This window comes from Streptomyces sp. LN549, assembly GCF_043203805.1.
Classification (GTDB): Bacteria; Actinomycetota; Actinomycetes; order Streptomycetales; family Streptomycetaceae; genus Streptomyces.
The window spans coordinates 8,008,748-8,028,197 of the sequence record NZ_JAZHRI010000002.1; the positions used below are offsets into that span (position 1 = coordinate 8,008,748).

The window sequence follows — 19,450 nt, forward strand, 5'->3', positions numbered from 1 at the left end:
GTTCTCGGGACGTGAGAGAACGGTTTCCGTGGCTAGATCCGTTGAACCTGGAGGCGCAGATGGTCGACGTCGCCCGCGGCGTCGTTCGACGGGCCACGGATGTCGGCGGCGCCGGTGAGCGGGGCGGAGGGGAGAGGCGGGGCGGCTGACGGAAGCGCCACGGGAGCGGGCTGGCCGGGCAGCACGACGGGTGCGGAGTGCTCGGAGGCGCCGTGGCACGAACTTCCCGGGCCGCCCCTGTCAGGGGGGTCGGCCCTCACCGCCGTCGCGGTCACCGCGACGGCGGTGAGGGGCGCGGCCGCTGATGCGGGGCCGTGATGCGGGGACGAAGTCTCGCCGGAGGTCACTGGGCAGCACGTCACCATGGCGATCAGGAGGAACACCCAGCCGAGCACCACGGACGCGCGGGCGTTCCGCCGCCGGTCCGCGCGTTCGCTCAGCCAGTTCATCCCGGCATCGTACCGGTGTGTGAAGTTTCAATGAGTGCGGGACCGGGTGAGCCGTGGCCGGTGAAGCTGTGGATCTCAAGGGGGAGGGGTTCCCATTGCGGCGCGCCGGGATAGTGTGCCCCGGTGACAACGCACTCGAACGTATCTGCGGGCTGGTATCCGGATCCGCACGGCGCGCCCAAGCTGCTGCGCTACTGGGACGGTTCCCAGTGGACCGAGCACACCAATCCGGCCGACGGGCAGCAGCAGGCCCAGGCTCCTGCCCAGGTGCAGCAGCAGGCCGCCCCGCAGCAGCAGTACCAGCAGCAGGCGGCGGTCCAGCAGCAGCCCGCGGTGCCTCAGCAGGGCATGCCCCAGCAGCAGGGCGGCGTCCCCGGTGCGGGGTCGCTCTTCAACCAGCAGGTCCTGGTCGTGAACCAGAAGGCCAAGCTGATCGAGGTGACGAACGAGTACAGCGTCTTCGACCAGCACGGCAACACCGTCGGTTCGGTCGTCCAGGTCGGCCAGAGCGCGCTGCGCAAGGTGCTGCGCTTTCTGACCAGCATCGATCAGTACCTGACTCACCGGCTCGAGATCCGCGACGCGTACGGCCAGCCGCAGCTGCTGCTGACCCGCCCGGCGAAGTTCATCAAGTCCAAGGTCATCGTGCAGCGCCCAGACGGGCAGCCGGTCGGTGAGATCGTCCAGCAGAACGCCATCGGCAAGATCAACTTCGCGATCATGGTCGACGGTCAGCAGATCGGCGCGATCAGGGCCGAGAACTGGCGCGCCTGGAACTTCGCGATCGTCGACCACAACGACGCCGAGATAGCCCGGATCACCAAGACCTGGGAAGGCCTCGCGAAGACGCTGTTCACCACGGCGGACAACTACGTGCTGCAGATCCACTACCAGCTGCCCGAGCCGCTGCTGAGCCTCGTGGTGGCGACGGCGCTGACCGTGGACACGGCCCTCAAGCAGGACGCCCGCGGCCTCGGCTGATACTTCTGCCGTCTGGAGCGGGGCGGCACGCTCTACTGCGCGGGCGGCCTCGTCCACCGCTGGCGCCCGATCGAACCGGGCACACGGGTGCTCGTGGTCGGCATCGGGGGCCACGTCCAGGTGACCGACGAACAGAGCGGCTGACGTACGGCGTTCCGCCCCGCGGGGGCGGAACGCTCCAGGAGGCGGCTATCGGCCGTAGCGGAGGAACAGCTCCTGCACGTACTCCTCCAGCCGCCGGGTCAGCAGCTCGGGCGTCAGGTCGTCCCGTCCCAGCTCGCGCCAGGGGCCGGCCACCTTCTCGGCGTCGGGGGCGAAGGCGAGCGTGTCCAGCAGGCGCCAGTAGAGATGGTCACCGGGATTCTCGGTCAGCAGGCCGCCCGCGGCGAGATAGGCGTCGGCGAACGCCATGCCGGCACCGGCGCCGTGCAGCAGGGCCAGCGCGGTCGAGCAGTGGGCCACGTCCAGGTCCGCCGGCCCCCACGACGTCTCCACCCAGTCGACGACTCCGCTGACGCGCAGCGAGTCGCCCTCCCCGTCGAACAGCACGTTGCCCGGATGGAAGTCGCGGTGGAGGAATCGGGGCCGGTACTCCGGCGCGTCACGGCGGATGGCGTCGACGGCTCGTCGCCACAGGCCGGGCCGCGCCGTGGCCTCCGGCACGCGCACCCGGTCGGGCGCCGTCCACGCCTCGTACGTGCGGGGGCGGTTCTCCGCGGTGACGCGGACCCGGTGGATGCGGACCAGTTGGCCGGCCAGCAGCCCGGCCCGGGATCCGGCTCCCTCGTCGGACAGGCGCACCCTTCCGGGCAGCAGGGACATCAGCAGTGACGGGTGATCGCAGTGGGCTGCCGTCGCGTCCACCCCGTGAAGGACCGCCGCCGGCACATCCGTACTGCCCAGCAGTGCCAGCACGTCGGCCTCGCGAGTGAGCAGGCCCTCCGCGTGCCGGACGAAGAACGGCTTGACGAAGGAGCGCAGCACCAGGCGTCCGGGGGCCTCGCCGCCGGTGACGCTCAGCCGCCGCATCTGTGAGGTCCAGCCGCCCCGCAGCCGCTCGGCGGCGACGACGCGCGCGCCCGCGGGCAGCCCGTCGTCCACCCAGGCGCGGGTGTTCGCCCACTCCTGGTCCCGGTCGTCCGTGCTCATCCCGCTCACTGCTGCCTCCCCGTGCCGTACGGGGAGACTATCCAGCCTGCGGCTACTCCTCGTCGGCCGCCCGGTAGACGCCGAACGCGGCGCCCTGCGGGTCGCGCACCACGGCGATCCTGCGGCTGTGCGCGATGTCCGTCGGGGGCATCAGCAGGTCACCGCCCCCGCTCTGCGCGGTGGCCGCGGTCACGTCGACGTCCGCGACGGCGATGTACGGCAGCCAGTGCGGCGGCACCTCGGGCGGGAAGTTCTCGTCCATCGTCAGCAGACCGCCGAAGTCCTCCCCGTCGACACCCCACTGCGGGTACGTCTCCGAGGCCGTGACCGACCAGCCGAAGACCTCGGCGTAGAAGGCGAGCGCCGGCTCGCGCTCGCGGGTGACGAGCTCGGTCCAGCCCAGCGTGCCCGGTTCGTTGAACAGGTCGGCGCCGGCGAAGGCGCGGCCCTGCCACAGCGAGAACACCGCACCGGACGGGTCCGCGAGCACGGCGAACCTGCCCTCCTCGAAGACGTCCATCGGGCCGACCAGCAGCGAGCCGCCTGCCGCCTTCGCCTTCTCGGCCACGGCGTCCGCGTCCTGCACGGCGAACGAGACCGTCCAGGCCGGCGGCTGTCCGGGCTGGTAGACGGGGCTGAGGGCCGCGACCCGGGCGTCTCCCAGGTGCGCCATGGTGTAGCCGCCCGCCTCCTCGCGCGGATCCGTCTCGGTCCGCCAGCCGAAGAGGGCGGTGTAGAAGGACTTGGCCGCCGGAACGTCGGACGTGCTCAGCTCGATCCAGCAGGGACCGCCGGGTACCGGTGAGGTGAGCTTCATGCGGACTCCTTCGACTGTGGCTTGTGCGCGTGGCTTCCTGGCACAGCTGAACGCTATGACCGTGCGCCGGGGCGGGCCATCGGGGACGGGGCCATCAGCTGCAGTCGTTTACATGTGTAATACCTGCTAAAGTATTTGAGTGAGTAATACAAGCATCCGGTCCCGGCAGCCCTCCGTCCGCAGAATCCCGCTGGCGGCGCCGTTGCGCCTGGCCCGGCCCTCGGACATGTGGTTCAAGCCGGCGACCAGCGTGGTGGTGGCCACGGCGATCCCCAATCTGGTGCTGTACTCCCTGGACCGCCTCGACCTCGTGATGTACACGATGGCCGGCTCGCTCTGTGCGCTGTACGGCCACAACCTGCCGTACGCCCGCCGCGCCAGGACCGTCGTCGGAGTCGTCCTCGGCATGCTCGCCGGCCTGGCGGTCTCCCTGGTCACGGCCTCGCTGACCGGTTCGACCGCGGTCCTGATCGCCGTCGGCGCACTCCTGGCCGCCGGGCAGAAGCTGCTCTGCGACGCCACCCGCATCGGACCCCCCGGACCGGTGATCTTCACCTTCGTCAGCTCCGCCGCGCTGTTCACCCCGCAGGAGACCGGCCAGGTGCCGGGCCACCTCGCTCTGACCCTCGGCGCCGGCGCGGTGTCCTGGCTCGTGACCGTCGCCCCCGCGCTGGTCCGCCGGGAGGGTCCCGAGCGCCGAGCCACGGCCCGCGCCCTGAACGCCGCGGCCGCCTACGTCGCCGAGCCCGGCCACCGCACCCGCCGCGCCACGGTCGCCGCCGTGCACGCGGCCTGGCAGACCCTCCTCGCCGCCGGACGCCCCACCCCCGTACGCAGCGCACTGGAACGCCTCTTCGTCCACGCCGAGACCGCACGCTCCGCGAGCGCGGGGGACACGGCCGGGGACGCAGGCCGGCTCCGCGCGTGGGCCCGGCAGACCCGGTCCCGCGGGCCCGTCCCCACACCCGCGCCCGCCCCGGGAACCGCCGCCGAGCTCTTCGGCGTCGACGCCGAACGCGCAGCCCGGCGCCGCACCTCCCGCGGCGGGGCCCTGCGCGCCCTGCTGCACCGCCTCGCCCCCGGCTCCCCGCTGCTGCCGGTCGCGGCCCGTACGCTCATCGGCTGCGCCCTGGCCGGGTACATCTGCTCGGCGGTCGGCGTCGGCCGCCCCTACTGGGCGATCGTGACCGCCGCCTCGCTCTACCAGGTCAACGTCACACTCTCCTGGAACCGCACGCTGCAGCGCACTCTCGGAAACCTGCTCGGCGTCCTGGTCTTCGCCGCCGTGCTCCCGGTCGCCCGGATGGACCCGCTGGCCCTGATCGGCTTCTGCCTCTTCTTCGGGTTCGCCGCCGAGGCCCTGATCACCCGCAACTACTGGCTCGGCTCCGTGGCCGTCACCCCGATGGCGCTGCTCGTCCTGGAGTACGCCGGCAGCCACCCGGCCGGCGAACTCATCGGCGACCGGATCCTGGACACCGTCATCGGCGCCGCCGTCGGATTCCTCGCCGCGGTGCTCGTCACCAACCGCCGCGCCACCGGCCACGTCGAAAAGGCCCTGGCCGCCGCGGAGCAGGCCCGTGCCCACGCCGTGCAGACCCTCGCGGCCCCCGCGCCCACGCCCGCCGCCCTGGACGCGGCACGCCGCAGGCTCACCGGATCCCTGGTCGAACTGCGCGAGGCGGACGACACCGCGGCCGGTGAATGGTGGCAGCGCGCCCTGCCGCAGGAGGCGGTGCTCGCGGCCGAGCAGGCCGGACACCGTACGCTCGCGGCGACAGCGAAACGGCAGGGGATGATCGCCCCGGCCCAGGAGAACGGAGCGGTGTGACCGACGACATCGTGGCCTCGGTGGTACGGCAGTGGCAGGCCGTGAACCCGGAACTCGACACCGGGCCGATGGAACTCATCGGCCGCATCAACCGCTGCTCCGCCCTGCTCCAGCAGGCCGAGGACGCGCCGCTGCGGGCCGCCGGACTGACCCGCGCCGAGTTCGACCTGCTGGGCGCCGTGCGACGGACCGGCCGTGAACTCACCCCGGGCGAACTCGCCAGGGAGACGTTCTCCTCCGGCGCCGCCGTCACCAAACGCCTCCGGGTCCTCCAGGAGGGTGGCCTGATCGACCGCCGCAGCGACGCGAGGGACCGCCGGGTCGCGCTCGTCCGCCTCACCGAGGAGGGGCGCGAACTGGTCGACGGACTGCTGCCCAAGCAGCTCGCGTACGAACGCGCGTTGCTCTCCGGTCTCGACGCGGAGTCCCGCGACCGGCTCAGCGCACGACTCAGCGAGCTGCTGGTCCAGCTGGAGGGCCGCATCGGCGGCGCCCGCCGCTGACCCGCCGGGCGTACCCGCGGGCCCACCGGCCGCGCCGCCGACCCGCCGGGCTAGGACCTCTCGTTTGGATCATGCCGGGCTCGCGGGCTCTGGCTGATCCGGCCTGATCCGAACGAAAGACCCTGGCCGGGCACGTCGACCAGCGCGGCGGACCGGAGCAACTCCCCGGCGCGGTGCTCCAGCGCGAGGTCTTCGCCGCGGCCCGCCGGTGAGCACGCGGCCAGCGCCAGCCGGTCACGCCAGGTGGAACCGGTCAGAGGTACGGCGACCGCGTTCATGCCCTGCACCGACTCGCCGCGACTGAGTGCGTATCCGCGGTCACGGGTCCTGGCCAGTTCGTCCAGGAGCTCCGGCCGGGAGCCGAGCGTGTGGGGGGTGACCGCGGCCAGCTGTTCCTGCGGATACAGGGCGCAGATCTGTTCGGTGGTCATCCGGGAGAGCAGCAACTTGCCGCCCGCCGTGGCGTACGCGGGGCGGGTGCGGTTCCGCTCCAGCATCACCCGTACCGGATGGCAGGACTCCCGGCCGTCGGTGACGATGACCTGATCGCCGATCAGGGCGGCGCTCAGCACGGTCTCACCCGTACGCAGCAGGGCGTCCTCCAGTACTGCACCGACCTGCTCCCGGACAGGGGCTCCGAACCCGGCCGGGCGGCCCAGCCGCACCAGCTCGGGGCCGGCCGAGTAGCCCCGCCCCGAGGCCTCCCGGATCGCGAATCCGCGCCCCTCCAGGGTGCTGAGGACCCGGTGGGCGGTGGAGCGGCCGACGGAGAGCAGTTCGGCCGCCTCGGAGACGGTCAGTGACTCATGAGTGAGGAACAGCCGCATCAGTCTGAGGCCGGTGTCGAGCGATTCGATGGTGTAGTCCCGCGTCGGCCCCATGAGATGTCTGTTCCCCTTCGTGCCCCGGATTGCCCTGCACTCCTGCGGTGGTCATGAATCTGCTCCTTTCGATCCGCTTCGATCACATGTGCCCTTGTCCTTCTCTGCGGGACGAGGGTGACCGCCCTGAAGCCGGATCACTCGGCAAATTACCGCTGCACCGTACTGCTTGAGCGGGGAGGCCCGGCCGACCGCTGAACGGCTGAAGGTATTTCTGTCCCTCGGTGAAGGACGACCGCAGGCGATTCTTCCGAATCCTTCCGCCTCGTCACTCCCCGCGCACGCTTGTTGGCGGTGCGTGCAAAAACTCGTGAGTGTATTACCGCGGGAGCGCTCGCGCAGGGGGTTGGGTGAATGTGCCGAAGCCCTGTTTCGATCTGACTAAGCTCACGCGCAGTGAAGCCGAGTTGATATGAATTCGAGCACTTGTTCCCTACTGCCCTGCAAGCGCCGTACCTCCTGATTACCTCCCGAATCAACCGCCAGAGGTTTTAGATGGTTCGTGTTGAATCACCGCCGATCGACCGAGAAACATCCGTCGCCCGTGCCGTGTTGCTGCCCGTCGTCGTGATGGCCGGGGCAACCGCGGCCGCCGCGGCGCTGGTTGCCGAGCCCGCGCGGATACCAGTCGTCTGGTGCGGCGTCTTCGCCACCGTCGTGGTCGCCGTGCTCACCGCCGAACTCGCCCGCCGCTCACGCAGGATCCGGCGGCAGCGCGCCCACTACGAGCAGCGCGTCACCGCGCTGGAGCGGCGCATCGCCAATCACGACGAAGAGACCGTGCGGATCAGCAAGGAGCTCCTCCCTGCCGCGATCCACCGGCTGCGCGTGGGCAATTCGCCCGACGAGGTGCTGCGGGACGTCGTGGACGGCGACGAGGTCTACCGCCATCTCCCCGACGCCCAGCGCGCCCTCGTCTACACCGTGCTGGACATCATCGACAACGAGGAGGCGACACGTGACTCGGCGCAGCGCGCCTTCGTCAACGTCGCCCGCCGCGTCCAGGCGATCGTCCACCGGCAGGCCAGCGAACTGAGGGAGATGGAGGAGCACCACGGACGCAACCCCGACGTCTTCGACGACCTCCTGCGCATCGACCACGGCACCGCGCTGATCGGCCGGCTCGCCGACTCCATCGCGGTTCTCGGCGGCGCCCGCCCCAGCCGTCAGTGGCCCAAGCCCGTACCGCTGTTCAGCGTGCTGCGTGGCGCCATGTCGCGCATCCTGGAATACCCGCGCGTCGATCTGCACTCGATCGCCAAGGTCGCCATCATCGGTACCGCGGTCGAACCGCTCATCCACGCCTGCGCCGAACTCCTCGACAACGCCACCCGGTACTCGCCGCCGCAGACCCGCGTGCACGTCACCGCCGTCGAGGTCCAGACCGGTATCGCCATCGAGATCGAGGACGGCGGCGTCAGCCTCAGCGAGGAGGCCCGCGCCCGGGCCGAGAACATGCTCGCCAGGGCCCAGGCCGGCTCCAGCATGAACGACCTCGGCGAGTCACCCCGCCTCGGCATGGCGGTCGTCGGCCGGCTCTCGCGGATGTACGACCTGCAGGTCTCCCTGCGGCAGTCCGCGTACGGCGGTGTCCGCGCCGTGCTCATCGTGCCCCGCGCCATGATCACCACCGGACCCGCTCCCGGCATCGCCCACGGCATCGGCGCCACGTCCCGGCCCACCAGCGACATCGACCTCGCGGACATGAAGCACGTCGTCCCGACCCGCAGCACCCACCGCAAGCCGCAGCCCGTCGTCTCCCGCCCGGCCACCGGACCGGTCGCACCCGACACCCGCCCGGCCGCCCCGGCCGTCGCCATGGAGGATGACGTCCCCGTGGTGACCGAATGGACCTCGGGCGGACTCCCGCAGCGCCGCAGCCGCGGCCGTGCACCGCTGGGTTCGCACAACCTCCCCGTCCAGACCACCGAATCCGGCGCCGGCCGGAGCAACGGCAACGGTCAGTCCAACAGCAAGGAACCGCCGCCCGGGATCTGGCTGGAGGCATTCACCAAGGCCGCCAACGGCGCGCCCCAGGAGCCCTGGGCAGACGAAGACTCTGACGATGCGTGGGACAAGGGAGACCTGAAGTGATCCAGCAGCGGGGCAACATGGACTGGATGCTCAAAGAGCTCGCCGACGACGTCCCCGACATCCATCAGATCGTCGTGCTTTCCGCGGACGGCCTGCGCATCGCCCGGCACGGCGGCGACCCCGACGTCGCCGACCGGCTCGCGGCGGCCTGCGCCGGGCTGCAGAGCCTGGCCGCCGCGGTCGCCTCGGAGATCCCGTACAGCGACGGCAGAATGCGGCTCGTCGTCATCGAGGTGACCGGCGGCTTCTTCTATCTGATGGCAGCAGGGGCCGGCGCCTATCTCGCCGTGCTCGCCGGTGAGACGGTCGACGCGGGACTCGTCGGAGCACGGATGCGCGACATGGTCGTACGCATCGGCGCCCACCTCACGAGCCCGCCCCGACACGACGGGCAGGCCGGATGAGTTCTTCCCGACGAGAACGCCGCAAGGCCGATCCGGCACTGAGCGATCCGGAACGGCTGTACGTCATCACCGGCGATCCCGACGGCAGCGAGCGGGCAGCGCTCGACCTGGTCACGATGGTGGTCTCGAAGTCGCAGCCGAAACCGACGGTCCAGCCCGAGCAGGCCGTGATCCTGCGGCTCTGTCAGGCACCGTTATCCGTCGCCGAGATCTCCGCCTATCTCAGCCTGCCCTTCAGCGTGGTGACCTCGCTCCTCACCGAACTCCTCGCCACGGAACTGATCGAATCGCGCGCGCCGATCGTCCGCGCAACCCTCCCGGACAGGTCCCTCCTCGAAGCGGTGATGCATGGACTTCAGAAACTCTGACACGATCACGGGCCCCCGGAGCGAGGACGTCCTCCCCACCACGGCCACCGCCGCGGTGAAGGTCGTGATCGTCGGCGGGTTCGGGGTCGGGAAGACGACCATGGTCGGCTCGGTCAGTGAGATCCGGCCGCTGACCACCGAAGAGACCATGACCCAGGCCGGCGTCGGCGTGGACGACAACTTCGGGGTGGAGAGCAAGACGGCCACCACCGTCGCCATGGACTTCGGCCGGATCAGCATCAGCCAGGAGCTCATCCTCTACCTGTTCGGCACCCCGGGCCAGGAGCGTTTCTGGTTCCTGTGGAACGGACTGTTCGAGGGCGCACTCGGCGCCGTCGTGCTCATCGACACCCGCCGGCTCGAAGTCAGCTTCGACGTCATCGGGAGGCTGGAGGAGCGCGGTGTGCCGTTCGTCGTCGCCGTCAACACCTTCCCCGATGCGCCGAAACACCCCGTCGAGGCGCTGCGCAGCGCACTGGACCTGCCGGACGAGGTCCCGATGATCGACTGCGACGCCCGGCTGCGCGCCTCCAGCCGCGATGTGCTGATGACGCTGATGCGGTATCTGCACAGTCTGGCCGTCCCGCTCGGCTGACGTAGCCCGGACGTGTTGCCCGCACGCCCAGCCCGCACCCCCCGATCCGCGCGCCCCCACCGCGTACCCCATTAGTCCGGCCCTTGGCAGCCTGATCCCTGGAGCGATCGTGACAACCCCATTCCACTACGAGCCCGGCGAGGCAGCGGGGCCGGTTCCGCCCCCCGAGTGCCCGGCCCACGGCCTCGGTATCGGCCCCGGCGGCCTGCGACGGCTCTACGGCCCCGAGGCCGAAAAGGACCCGCACGGCCTGTACGAGAAACTGCGTGCCGAACACGGCTCGGTGGCGCCCGTACTGCTGCACGGCGACGTACCCGCCTGGCTGGTCCTCGGGCACAGCGAGAACCTGCACATGACCCGTACGCCCTCGCAGTTCTCCCGCGACTCGCGCCGCTGGCGGGCCCTGCAGGACGGCAGCGTCGCACCGGACCACCCGCTGGCCCCGATCTTCACCTGGCAGCCGGTCTGCGTCTTCGCCGACGGTGCCACCCATGAGCGTCAGCGCGGCGCAGTCACCGACGCCATGAGCCGGATCGACACCCGCGGCGTGCGGCGTCACGTCAACCGCTACAGCAGCCGGCTCGTCAACGACTTCTGCCGGGAGGGCCGCACCGACCTGGTGAGCCAGTTCGCCGAGCGGCTGCCCATGATGGTGCTGTGCGCCATCATCGGCATGCCCGAGGAGTACAACGACCGGATGGTGCAGGCCGCCCGCGACATGACCCGGGGCACCGCGACCGCCGTCCAGAGCAACGCCTACGTGCTGGACACGCTGAACCGTCTCGTCGAGCGGCGCCGCCGTGAACCCGCGGACGACTTCGCCACCTGGCTCATCGAGCACCCGGCCGAAATGAACGACCAGGAGCTGGCCGAGCATCTGCGGGTCATCCTGATCTCCGCCTACGAAGCGACCACCAACCTGATCGCCAACGTGCTCCGCATGGTGCTCACCGACCCGCGCTTCCGGGCCCGGCTCAGCGGCGGCCACATGACGGTCCCCGAGGCGGTCGAGCAGACCCTGTGGGACGAACCGCCGCTCACCGCGGTCCTGGGCCGCTGGGCGGTCGGCGACACGGAGCTGGGCGGGCAGCGCATCAAGGCGGGCGACGCGCTGATCGTCGGCATCGCCCCGGCCAACACCGACCCGGTGGTACGGCCCGACCTGAACGCCAGCATGGAGGGCAACCGCGCCCACCTCGCGTTCAGCGGCGGACCCCACGAGTGCCCGGGCCAGGACATCGGACGCGCCATCGCGGACGTCGGCGTCGACGCCCTGCTGATGCGCCTGCCCGACCTCGAACTCTCCGTCGACGAGAGCGAACTGCGCTGGGTCGGCAACTTCATGGGCCGCCACCTGGTGGAACTCCCCGCCGAGTTCGCGCCGCGCCCTCCGCAGGACGACCGGGAGCCGCCGTCCATGGGCAGGCCGAACCCGTCGCGCCAGGACTGGGAGGTGCACTCCGCGGTACGGCACACGGCGCCGACCCCGGTACGCGCCCCGGTCCCGTCGGAACCGGTCCACGCAGCGGCCGGCGGGAGGCCGAAGGGAGCGACCGCCGCCGTCGACGGATCCATTGGCGGAGGGGCGGGCGAGGGCTCCGCGGCAGGGATGATCCCGCAGCAGCGCAGGCCCGCGGCCCCGGCCAGGCTCTGGCGCGTCGTGACCCGCTGGTGGAACGGCTACTGACCGGCAGCGCCTGACAGCCCGACGGCCCGGTGGAGGCGTGAAGTCGACGGCCCGGCGGTGGCGGACCTGCGGCTCCCCGCTGCCGGGCCGTCCCCGCAGGGCGGGCGTCCCGGCCGGTCGCTCGGCGCCCCGCGCGGTCACCCCACGTACCATGCGGAAGCGTGAAGCTGACAATTCTGGGCGGCGGCGGATTCCGGGTACCACTGGTGTACGGGGCGCTGCTCGCCGACCATGCCGAGGGCCGCGTCTCGGCCGTCACCCTCTACGACACGGACGTCGACCGGCTCACGGCCGTGGCCCGGGTCCTCACCGAGCAGGCCGAGGGAATCCCGGACGCGCCCACCGTCGTCGCGACGACCGACCTGGACGAGGCGCTGCGCGGCGCCGACTTCGTCTTCTCGGCGATCCGGGTCGGCGGCCTCGCGGGCCGGGCCGCGGACGAACGGGTGGCCCTCGACGAGGGCGTCCTCGGCCAGGAGACGGTCGGCGCGGGCGGAATCGCCTACGGGCTGCGCACCGTGCCGGTCGCCGTCGATCTGGCCCGGCGCATCGCCCGGCTCGCACCGCACGCCTGGGTCATCAACTTCACGAACCCCGCAGGCCTGGTCACCGAGGCCATGTCCCACCACCTCGGCGACCGTGTCATCGGGATCTGCGACTCACCCGTCGGCCTGGGCCGCCGCATCGCCCGCGTGCTGGGCGCCGACCCCGACCGGGCCCGGATCGACTACGTCGGCCTCAACCACCTCGGCTGGGTGCGCGGGCTGTACGTCGAGGGCCGCGACGAGCTCCCGAGGCTGCTGGCCGACCCGGAACTGCTCGGCTCGTTCGAGGAGGGCCGGCTCTTCGGCACCGACTGGCTGCGCTCCCTGGGCGTGATCCCCAACGAATACCTGCACTACTACTACTTCAACCGTGAGGCGGTCCAGGCCTACCAGGAGGCGGAGCAGACCCGGGGGGCCTTCCTCCGCGAACAGCAGGAGGGCTTCTACGGCCGGATGAAGGACCCGGCCACGCCCGCGCTTGCCACCTGGGACCGCACCCGCGCCGAGCGCGAGGCGACGTACATGTCGGAGAACCGGGAGGTCGCGGGGGCGGGGGAGCGGGACGAGAGCGATCTGGACTCCGGTGGCTACGAGCAGGTCGCGCTCGCCCTCATGCGCGCCGTCGCCCGGAACGAACAGACGTCTCTCATCCTCAACGTCCGCAACCGCTCCGCCCTTTCGGTTCTCGACGCGGACGCCGTCATCGAGGTGCCGTGTCTCGTCGACGCGAACGGCGCCCGCCCCGTTGCCGTCGATCCGCTCCCGTACCACGCCGTCGGGCTGGTCACGGCGGTGAAGGCCGTGGAACGCGCGGTGCTCGACGCGGCAGCGAGTGGCTCGCGCACCGACGCCGTCCGGGCCTTCGCGCTGCACCCGCTGGTCGACTCCGTGTCAGTCGCCCGTCGGCTCGTCGACGGCTACACGAAGGCCCACCCGGAGCTCTCGTATCTGCACTGAGCCGTTGGCTGAGATCAGATCCGATGACGGCCCTGTGCTGCCACGAGCTCGCTGCTGACCAGCAGATGGAGCTGGGTCTCCGGCCGGGCCCCGGTGGCGAGGCCTCAGCCCGGCGGCCGTGGATCACGGCCATCGGCCCGTAGCCCGGCCGCCTCCTCCGCGTACCGCACCCGGGCTGGCGGACGCTGCACCGGGGGCGCCGCCCCATCCGTCCCGCCGGCCGAACCGGGGGACGCGTGGTTGCGAACGGTCATGACGTGACGCCCTCGGTGAGATCGGCCAGGTCGGCGAGCAGCTCGGACGCGGTCACCGCGTCCAGTCCGCCGAAGCGCAGCTCGTAGCTGCGGCTCTGCCAGTAGTCGGTGGGGCGCGTGTCGAGCCAGACGGTCTCCAGGGTCTGGTCGGGGAACATGTCGACGACGCCGACCGCGATACCCGTGTCCAGTGCGATGACCAGACAGCAGTCGTCGACGAGCCGCTTGGAGATCCAGCGCTCCACCCCCGCGTCCTGCGGCACCCCGCGCTCCCAGCCACGGCGCTCCAGACCGAGGACCTTGCCCGTCGGTACCTTGAGGCCCTCGAAGCGGGTCAGGCGGTGGTTGTCGGCTTCCTCCTCGGTCAGCGCGAATACGGCACGCCCCAACTGAGGGAAGGGCTGAACGATCCCGTAGTCCGCGAACACCTCCCACCAGGTGGTCAACTCCTCGCCCAGGTGCAGTGGATGGGCCAGGCGCACGGTCGCCTCCCCGGAGAGACCGAAGGTCTCGCCCTCGGCATCGGCGAACGTACGGTCCTCCGCCACCCGGAACGCGGTGGTCTCCCCGTCTTCCTCGCTCAGCCACACCAGGCGCCGGACCAGGTGCCACAGCAGCGGATGGCCGACGAACAGCTCGCCGAACTCCTGTGCCGTCCAGGACCGGCCCGTCACCATTGCGGCCTCCAGCCGGCGCACCTGGTCGGACGCGACCGTCCGCACATCCTTCTTCAGGGCCATGAACCGCTTGCGCTCTGCCGGAGCCAATTCCGCGTCGTCCCGCGCGCCCGGCTTCGGCAGGTCCTTGCGGTGCTTGCCGTCGCTGTCCTGGACGTACGGCCGCAGCTGCTCGTCGAAGCCCACCGTGAACGTCCGGGTCCCGTAGTCGACGACCGTGGAACCGTCCGTGTCCAGGCCGAAGTCGGGCACGAGCCGGTCGGAAAGCTGCTCCCCGGTGAGCCCGAGACCTGCGGCAACCTCGGCGATCTTCTCCGTCGCCCGGACCTTCAGGGCCTTGAACTTCACCCGCTGGGATATGCCGTGCAGATGCAGGAGGGCGACATCGCTGCCGATCGCCGCCAGCACGTCCAGGCCCTCGACCGCGCGGTGGTGGGCACCCTCGCCGGGCCAGGACCGGATCACCGGCGTCAGCCGGCGCACCGTCTCGTCGTCGCCCAGCCGGCCCAGGGCATGCAGCGCCCACGACTCCTTGGCGGGCAGGGAGGCGAGCCGCCACTGCTCGAAGAGCGCCCAGGCGAACTCGGCCAGTGAGGCGGCGTCCGCTGTCCGCGTGACATCACCGAGCCCCGGATACGGCTCACCGGGTCCGGACATCGCGAGCATGGTCAGGACATGACGCACGGACTCCGGCGGCAGGGCGCCGCCCGACGTGACGGTGATCTGCGGCAGCAGCGCCGGATCCGCCCACCCCGGCACCGTCGGCATGACGGCGGGCAGCGCCCGCTCCAGCGGATCAGCCGTCAGCAGCTCGGCCACCGCGTCCACCGTCTGCGCGCCGTACGCCTCGGCGGCGCTGCGGACCACGGCGTCGCCGTGCAGCGTGGCGATCTGGACCAGGGCCTGTTCGGCGGCGCGTCGCGCCCGGCCGGTCTTGCCGACGGCGTCGGGCACCAGCATCGGAGCGGCCCGGACACCGTGCCGCTCGAACCAGGAACGGGCGGTGGCCGCAGTCGACTTGAGCCGCACCGCCCAGTCGGCCATGTGACGGGCGACCGACTCGTCGACGAAGGGCAGCAGCAACGGTGCGAGGGAACTCGGCTGCCGGGGCACGACGCGCAGCAACAGCGGCAGGGCGGTGAGTCCGAAGCGGGCGGCAATCGGCTTCAGCGTGTCCGAGCCGTCCCACAGATCGGTCGGATCCCAGGTGGCGAGCAGCGGCGTGACCAGGTCCTCGGGGCCGTGGACATAGACCCACGCCGGTTGCAGGTTCGGGGCGTCGAGCTGGTAGCGCAGCGCGGCGATGTCGTTCTCCCAGTCGCCCTTGTCGTGCCGACGGGTGTACCAGCTGGTGCAGGCCGCCCACTGCTCCCGTTCGCCGGGCAGCCACTCCACCTCGGGCTCGCTGACAACTGCCGGACGGGAGAGCACCGTGGGCTTCGTCCTGTTCCGCTGCTGGGTCCACGGCGGGGCCGTCAGCACGGCAGGCAGGGCGCCGGCAGGCGCGTCGCCGAGCCGGTCCATGGGGCTGAGAAGCGGTTCGACGACCTCCGCCAGCTCGACGGCGAGCGTGGGCAACGCGGTCTCCACGACGGCGCGCTGGGTGGCGATGTGCCTCAGCAGCAACTGACGCGAGACGCCCGACCCCGTACCGCCGTGGTCGCGGACCTCCGCTGTGAGCAGTCGCAGCGCCCGGACCGGATAGCGGTGCATCGCCTCCATGAGGGCGGGGCGGACGTGCTTGGAGTCCGAGTGGCCGAGCAGGAGGAGGAACGCCTCGTCCGTCGGGAACTCCACGAGGGCGCTCGCGACGAGCTTCACGCAGTCCGCATAGGAATAGAGACCTTGCAGGTCCTGGCCGAGCAGCGGGACGACGGCTGCGCCGATGCCCTCGGCCAAGGTCGCGATCAGGGCAGGGCTGTGACCGACGGTGGGCTTGTGCGTGAAGGCCCGGACCTGCTCCGCGGAGCTGAGAGCGCAGAACACCAGGGAGAGGACGGCTTCGTCCTGTTCCGCGGTGACTTCGGGATCCGTGCAGAGGCCGGCGACCCAGTCGGTCTCGCTCGGCGCCAGATAGGCCGTGATGATCTTGCGGAAGGCGTCGGTGCGGCACCGGGACAGCGCTTTGATCGTGGCGCGGTAGGTCTCCTCGTCCGCTGCGGCGAGCAGCGACCGCACCCGGTCTGCCGCTTGACGGCATGACTGCGTCCAGTAGGCCTGGGGGGTGTGGGTGCGCGCCTCCAGCCAGGGGTCGTAGCGCCTGGATCCCCTCTGTAGCCAGTGGGCCTCGGTCAGGAACAGCTCCACCGTGGCACGGGCCGCGAACGGCAGTCCGCACAGTCGCACCCAACTGTCGGCCCAGGAACCGGCATGCGGCGAGACGAGTCCGACGATCGAGGCCACGGCCGCCGCTCCGGCCGGTGAATGACTGCCGGCCAGGTGCAGCCGCGTCAGGTCCACGAGCCGCGCATCGCTCCCCGGGGCGTCCAGGAACTCCTGGATCCACGCCTTCTCCTCGGCCGTCCGGGCCTCGATGGCGTCGAGCTGCTTCTTCTGCGCCTTGGCGGGCTTACGGGTGACGCCTCCCCGCCGGGGGTGGAGCGAGCGCTGCCAGGCGACCGGCAGTGCGAGTGTGTCCTCGTCGGGCAGCGCGCCCGGATCCTCGGCCGCCCCGCCCGGCTCACGATCGGACGCCGCCCCCGCAACGCCTGCCGATGGCACCGCCGCCCCCACTTCCCGGTACCCCTTGCGTTCCTTCTCCGCGATCGACTTCGTCACCTGGGCGTCCGCCGCCTGCGCGGATCCGTACTCCTTCGTCTGCGTACGTCCCTCGCTCCCGCAGCGCCCGTACCGCACCGTCACCACAGCGCCGTTTGCCGCGGTCTCCCAGAACTTTGACGTACCGCCCTCGACGTACTCCCAGCGACGCACAGGTCCGCCCCCTTCACACCCGTTCGACCCGTACTGCCACGGGCTTTTCGATCAGTGGTTCCACAGTAGAACCGACCACTGACAACGCAGTGTGACCAGGGTTCGGGACGGAAACGGGTCAGGGAGCGGAGACGACGCGCGGGCCGCCCGTGGGCGCCCACGAGGGCGTCACACCCGTCACCTGGCAGACCATGAGGAACAGCGGGATGGGCGGGGTGTACGGCGTACGGCTGTCGGGCTGGTGGATCAGCCGGGGCCGCACCGCGGGGACGTATGCCCCTCTCGCGTAAGCGGCCTGCGCCGGCCAGTCCAGATCGAGGTCGGACCCCGACGGGACGATCCACCACCAGCGGTCGGCGTCCGCGAAGACGCAGCCCGTACGCGGCAGATGAGACATCAGCCGGAAGCCGTACCGCGCGGGCACCCCCACCGCGTCGCAGCCCAGGCTCGCGGAGAGAGCCGTCGGCAGTGGCAGTTGCACCATGCCGCCGCCCGGGACGCAGCCGGGTTCGCGGGAGCGCCGGGCTCCGAGCAGATGGGACATGGCGTTCTTCAGCATGAGTGCTCCGAGCCGTGCGGCAGTTCCGCCCAGACGATGCGGCCCGAGCCGTTCCCGGCGTCGCGGGACCCCCAGGCGCTGCACATCGCGTCGACGAGCAGCAGGCCGCGTCCGTGCTCGTCGTCGGCGCCGGCGCCCAACTGGGGTCCGCCGGGCTGGTGTCCTTGGTCCTGCACGGCTATGCGCAGCCGGCTCCCGAGGCGGCGCAGCTCGCACACGACACGCGCGCTGGCCGTGTGCACCACCGCGTTGGTGACCAGTTCGGACACGATGAGGACCGCCGCGTCATAGGCGTCGTCGCTCAGCCGCCACTCGTCCAGCCGGGACCGCGTCAGACGCCGGGCACCGGCGACCGACTCGGGGTGCGCGGGCAGCGCGAAGCAGTATCGGAGCGCTTCCGTCCCGGGGCTGAGGTCCATGAGCCGGGGGATGAGCGCACTGCCAGGTGCCACGACCGAATCCTCACAGTGGGGGCTGTGTCACGCTTCGCGATCTTCCTGACGAAGGGCGGGCATGACGAGTGAACTGGTTCACTCACCAACTCTCCCCCTGTCGTGAACACTTGGCAAGGGGCACTCTGAAAAATTCAGAGTGGATGTGTTCTTGGCGGCACGCACATGGCACACTGCTGGCAAACAGCGCATGGGGAGGTCTGAAGTGAGCGAACCGCGGTCCGCCCCGACCGTGGGTCAGGTCGTTCTCGGCAAGCGCCTGCAGGATCTGCGGGAGCGTGTCGGCCTGAGCCGGGACCAGGCAGCCAAGGTGCTCCGCGTCGCCCCGGCGACGATACGCAGGATGGAGACCGCCGAGGTCGCTCTCAAGATCCCCTATGTGCAGTCGCTCCTTAAGGCCTACGGGATCGCCGAGGAGGAGGCCGAAGCCTTCGTCGACCTCACCGAGGAGGCCAACAAGCCGGGCTGGTGGCAGCGGTTCCACGACGTGCTGCCCGACTGGTTCAGCATGTACGTCAGCCTGGAGGGTGCCGCGAGCCTCCTGCGCATGTACGAGCCGCACTTCGTCCCCGGTCTGCTGCAGACCGAGGACTACGCGCGCTCGGTGATGCGCACAGGAGCCGTCGGCCAGACCAGGCCCGAGGACATCGAACGCCATGTGGCGCTGCGGATGGAGCGGCAGTCCCTGCTGACCCGGCCGGACGCCCCGCGGCTGTGGGTGGTGATGGACGAGACGGTGCTGCGCCGCCCGGTGGGCAGCACCGACGCCATGCGCGCCCAGACGGACCGGCTGCTGGAAGCCACCGAGATGCCCAACGTGACCCTCCAGATCGCCGAGTTCTCGACCGGTCACCACCCGGGCACCTACGGGCCGTTCGTCCTCTTCCGGTTCGCCGTCCCCGAACTTCCCGACATGGTCTACAGCGAGTACCTGACCGGGGCCGTCTACTTCGACGCGCGCCCCGAGGTGGCCTCCTACCTCGAGGTCATGGACCGCATGGCGGCCCAGGCCGCGACTGCACAACGCACGAAGGAAATCCTCCGGGACTTCCGCAAGGAGCTGTGATGACACCGATATACAACGGCATGCCGGCCGCCGATCTCGGCTCCGAGGGCTGGTACAAGCCGTGGAGCGGTGGCAACGGCGGCAACTGCGTCGAGGCGATGAAGCTCTCCGACGGAAGAATCGCCATGCGCCAGTCCGCGGACCCCGACGGTCCGGCCCTCATCTACTCCCACCGCGAGATCGCCGCTTTCATCCAGGGCGCCAAGGCCGGTCAGGCAGACTTCCTCCTGACCTGACCCCATCGCGCGGA

At 71.0% G+C, this 19,450-nt stretch carries 18 protein-coding genes; 11 read left to right on the forward strand and 7 right to left on the reverse strand.

Going from position 1 to position 19,450, the window contains the following annotated elements:
* Positions 1 to 32: 32 nt before the first annotated feature.
* Positions 33 to 449: a hypothetical protein gene (locus SH922_RS35605; protein ID WP_393062670.1), complete on the reverse strand. Its 417-nt coding sequence runs from the start codon at positions 447 to 449 to the stop codon at positions 33 to 35.
* 123 nt (positions 450 to 572) lie between these two features.
* On the opposite strand from SH922_RS35605, the gene SH922_RS35610 reads away from it, so the two are divergent.
* Positions 573 to 1,430, forward strand: coding sequence for a phospholipid scramblase-related protein (locus SH922_RS35610; RefSeq protein ID WP_393062671.1), 858 nt, complete (start codon positions 573 to 575; stop codon positions 1,428 to 1,430).
* Positions 1,431 to 1,619: 189 nt separating this feature from the next.
* Here SH922_RS35610 and SH922_RS35615 read toward each other — a convergent pair whose 3' ends face one another.
* On the reverse strand, positions 1,620 to 2,579 hold the full coding sequence (locus tag SH922_RS35615) for a phosphotransferase family protein (RefSeq protein WP_393063783.1): 960 nt from the start codon (positions 2,577 to 2,579) through the stop codon (positions 1,620 to 1,622).
* 52 nt (positions 2,580 to 2,631) lie between these two features.
* Complete coding sequence (locus SH922_RS35620; RefSeq protein WP_393062672.1) at positions 2,632 to 3,396, reverse strand: VOC family protein; 765 nt, start codon at positions 3,394 to 3,396, stop codon at positions 2,632 to 2,634.
* Positions 3,397 to 3,535: 139 nt separating this feature from the next.
* Between SH922_RS35620 and SH922_RS35625 the strand changes: the two genes are divergently transcribed.
* Together SH922_RS35625 and SH922_RS35630 are read left to right on the forward strand one after the other, a co-directional pair.
* On the forward strand, positions 3,536 to 5,227 hold the full coding sequence (locus tag SH922_RS35625; RefSeq protein ID WP_393062673.1) for an FUSC family protein: 1,692 nt from the start codon (positions 3,536 to 3,538) through the stop codon (positions 5,225 to 5,227).
* A complete protein-coding gene (locus SH922_RS35630) occupies positions 5,224 to 5,730 on the forward strand; it encodes a MarR family winged helix-turn-helix transcriptional regulator (protein WP_393062674.1) in 507 nt (168 codons plus the stop codon). The genes SH922_RS35625 and SH922_RS35630 overlap by 4 nt, the downstream gene beginning before the upstream one ends.
* 50 nt (positions 5,731 to 5,780) lie before the next feature.
* On the opposite strand, the gene SH922_RS35635 is transcribed toward SH922_RS35630, so the two are convergent.
* The gene (locus SH922_RS35635; protein ID WP_393062675.1) at positions 5,781 to 6,611 is read right to left on the reverse strand and encodes an IclR family transcriptional regulator; all 831 of its coding nucleotides are present in this window, start codon (positions 6,609 to 6,611) and stop codon (positions 5,781 to 5,783) included.
* A gap of 495 nt (positions 6,612 to 7,106) precedes the next feature.
* Here SH922_RS35635 and SH922_RS35640 point away from each other — a divergent pair, with 495 nt between their 5' ends.
* The 6 genes from SH922_RS35640 (at position 7,107) to SH922_RS35665 (ending at position 13,261) form a co-directional block, all read left to right on the forward strand.
* The gene (locus SH922_RS35640; RefSeq protein ID WP_393062676.1) at positions 7,107 to 8,705 is read left to right on the forward strand and encodes a sensor histidine kinase; all 1,599 of its coding nucleotides are present in this window, start codon (positions 7,107 to 7,109) and stop codon (positions 8,703 to 8,705) included.
* The gene (locus SH922_RS35645; RefSeq protein ID WP_148016885.1) at positions 8,702 to 9,109 is read left to right on the forward strand and encodes a roadblock/LC7 domain-containing protein; all 408 of its coding nucleotides are present in this window, start codon (positions 8,702 to 8,704) and stop codon (positions 9,107 to 9,109) included. The genes SH922_RS35640 and SH922_RS35645 overlap by 4 nt, the downstream gene beginning before the upstream one ends.
* The gene (locus SH922_RS35650) at positions 9,106 to 9,477 is read left to right on the forward strand and encodes a DUF742 domain-containing protein (RefSeq protein WP_326740158.1); all 372 of its coding nucleotides are present in this window, start codon (positions 9,106 to 9,108) and stop codon (positions 9,475 to 9,477) included. Before SH922_RS35645 ends, SH922_RS35650 begins: the two co-directional genes overlap by 4 nt.
* On the forward strand, positions 9,458 to 10,072 hold the full coding sequence (locus tag SH922_RS35655; RefSeq protein WP_393062677.1) for an ATP/GTP-binding protein: 615 nt from the start codon (positions 9,458 to 9,460) through the stop codon (positions 10,070 to 10,072). The genes SH922_RS35650 and SH922_RS35655 overlap by 20 nt, the downstream gene beginning before the upstream one ends.
* Positions 10,073 to 10,181: 109 nt before the next feature.
* Complete coding sequence (locus SH922_RS35660) at positions 10,182 to 11,759, forward strand: cytochrome P450 (protein ID WP_393062678.1); 1,578 nt, start codon at positions 10,182 to 10,184, stop codon at positions 11,757 to 11,759.
* A gap of 161 nt (positions 11,760 to 11,920) precedes the next feature.
* Positions 11,921 to 13,261: a 6-phospho-beta-glucosidase gene (locus SH922_RS35665; RefSeq protein WP_393062679.1), complete on the forward strand. Its 1,341-nt coding sequence runs from the start codon at positions 11,921 to 11,923 to the stop codon at positions 13,259 to 13,261.
* A 250-nt stretch (positions 13,262 to 13,511) separates the two neighbouring features.
* Here SH922_RS35665 and SH922_RS35670 read toward each other — a convergent pair whose 3' ends face one another.
* The 3 genes from SH922_RS35670 to SH922_RS35680 all read right to left on the reverse strand — a co-directional run bounded on the left by SH922_RS35670 (position 13,512) and on the right by SH922_RS35680 (position 18,134).
* Positions 13,512 to 17,123, reverse strand: a complete 3,612-nt coding sequence (locus SH922_RS35670; RefSeq protein WP_393062680.1) for a DUF4132 domain-containing protein — start codon at positions 17,121 to 17,123, stop codon at positions 13,512 to 13,514.
* Positions 17,124 to 17,241: 118 nt separating this feature from the next.
* Complete coding sequence (locus SH922_RS35675) at positions 17,242 to 17,682, reverse strand: hypothetical protein (protein ID WP_393062681.1); 441 nt, start codon at positions 17,680 to 17,682, stop codon at positions 17,242 to 17,244.
* Complete coding sequence (locus tag SH922_RS35680; protein ID WP_393062682.1) at positions 17,676 to 18,134, reverse strand: ATP-binding protein; 459 nt, start codon at positions 18,132 to 18,134, stop codon at positions 17,676 to 17,678. Before SH922_RS35680 ends, SH922_RS35675 begins: the two co-directional genes overlap by 7 nt.
* Positions 18,135 to 18,339: 205 nt before the next feature.
* Here SH922_RS35680 and SH922_RS35685 point away from each other — a divergent pair, with 205 nt between their 5' ends.
* Together SH922_RS35685 and SH922_RS35690 are read left to right on the forward strand one after the other, a co-directional pair.
* Complete coding sequence (locus SH922_RS35685; protein ID WP_393062683.1) at positions 18,340 to 19,200, forward strand: helix-turn-helix domain-containing protein; 861 nt, start codon at positions 18,340 to 18,342, stop codon at positions 19,198 to 19,200.
* The gene (locus SH922_RS35690; RefSeq protein WP_219567121.1) at positions 19,200 to 19,436 is read left to right on the forward strand and encodes a DUF397 domain-containing protein; all 237 of its coding nucleotides are present in this window, start codon (positions 19,200 to 19,202) and stop codon (positions 19,434 to 19,436) included. The genes SH922_RS35685 and SH922_RS35690 overlap by 1 nt, the downstream gene beginning before the upstream one ends.
* Positions 19,437 to 19,450: the final 14 nt, after the last annotated feature.

What these genes read in the sequence shown, in the direction of transcription:
- SH922_RS35605 (WP_393062670.1), bottom strand. Translation starts at nt 449, where the DNA reads ATGAACTGGCTGAGCGAACGCGCGGACCGGCGGCGGAACGCCCGCGCG.
- SH922_RS35615 (WP_393063783.1), bottom strand. Translation starts at nt 2,579, where the DNA reads ATGAGCACGGACGACCGGGACCAGGAGTGGGCGAACACCCGCGCCTGG.
- SH922_RS35620 (WP_393062672.1), bottom strand. Translation starts at nt 3,396, where the DNA reads ATGAAGCTCACCTCACCGGTACCCGGCGGTCCCTGCTGGATCGAGCTG.
- SH922_RS35635 (WP_393062675.1), bottom strand. Translation starts at nt 6,611, where the DNA reads ATGGGGCCGACGCGGGACTACACCATCGAATCGCTCGACACCGGCCTC.
- SH922_RS35640 (WP_393062676.1), top strand. Translation starts at nt 7,107, where the DNA reads ATGGTTCGTGTTGAATCACCGCCGATCGACCGAGAAACATCCGTCGCC.
- SH922_RS35650 (WP_326740158.1), top strand. Translation starts at nt 9,106, where the DNA reads ATGAGTTCTTCCCGACGAGAACGCCGCAAGGCCGATCCGGCACTGAGC.
- SH922_RS35655 (WP_393062677.1), top strand. Translation starts at nt 9,458, where the DNA reads ATGGACTTCAGAAACTCTGACACGATCACGGGCCCCCGGAGCGAGGAC.
- SH922_RS35675 (WP_393062681.1), bottom strand. Translation starts at nt 17,682, where the DNA reads ATGCTGAAGAACGCCATGTCCCATCTGCTCGGAGCCCGGCGCTCCCGC.
- SH922_RS35690 (WP_219567121.1), top strand. Translation starts at nt 19,200, where the DNA reads ATGACACCGATATACAACGGCATGCCGGCCGCCGATCTCGGCTCCGAG.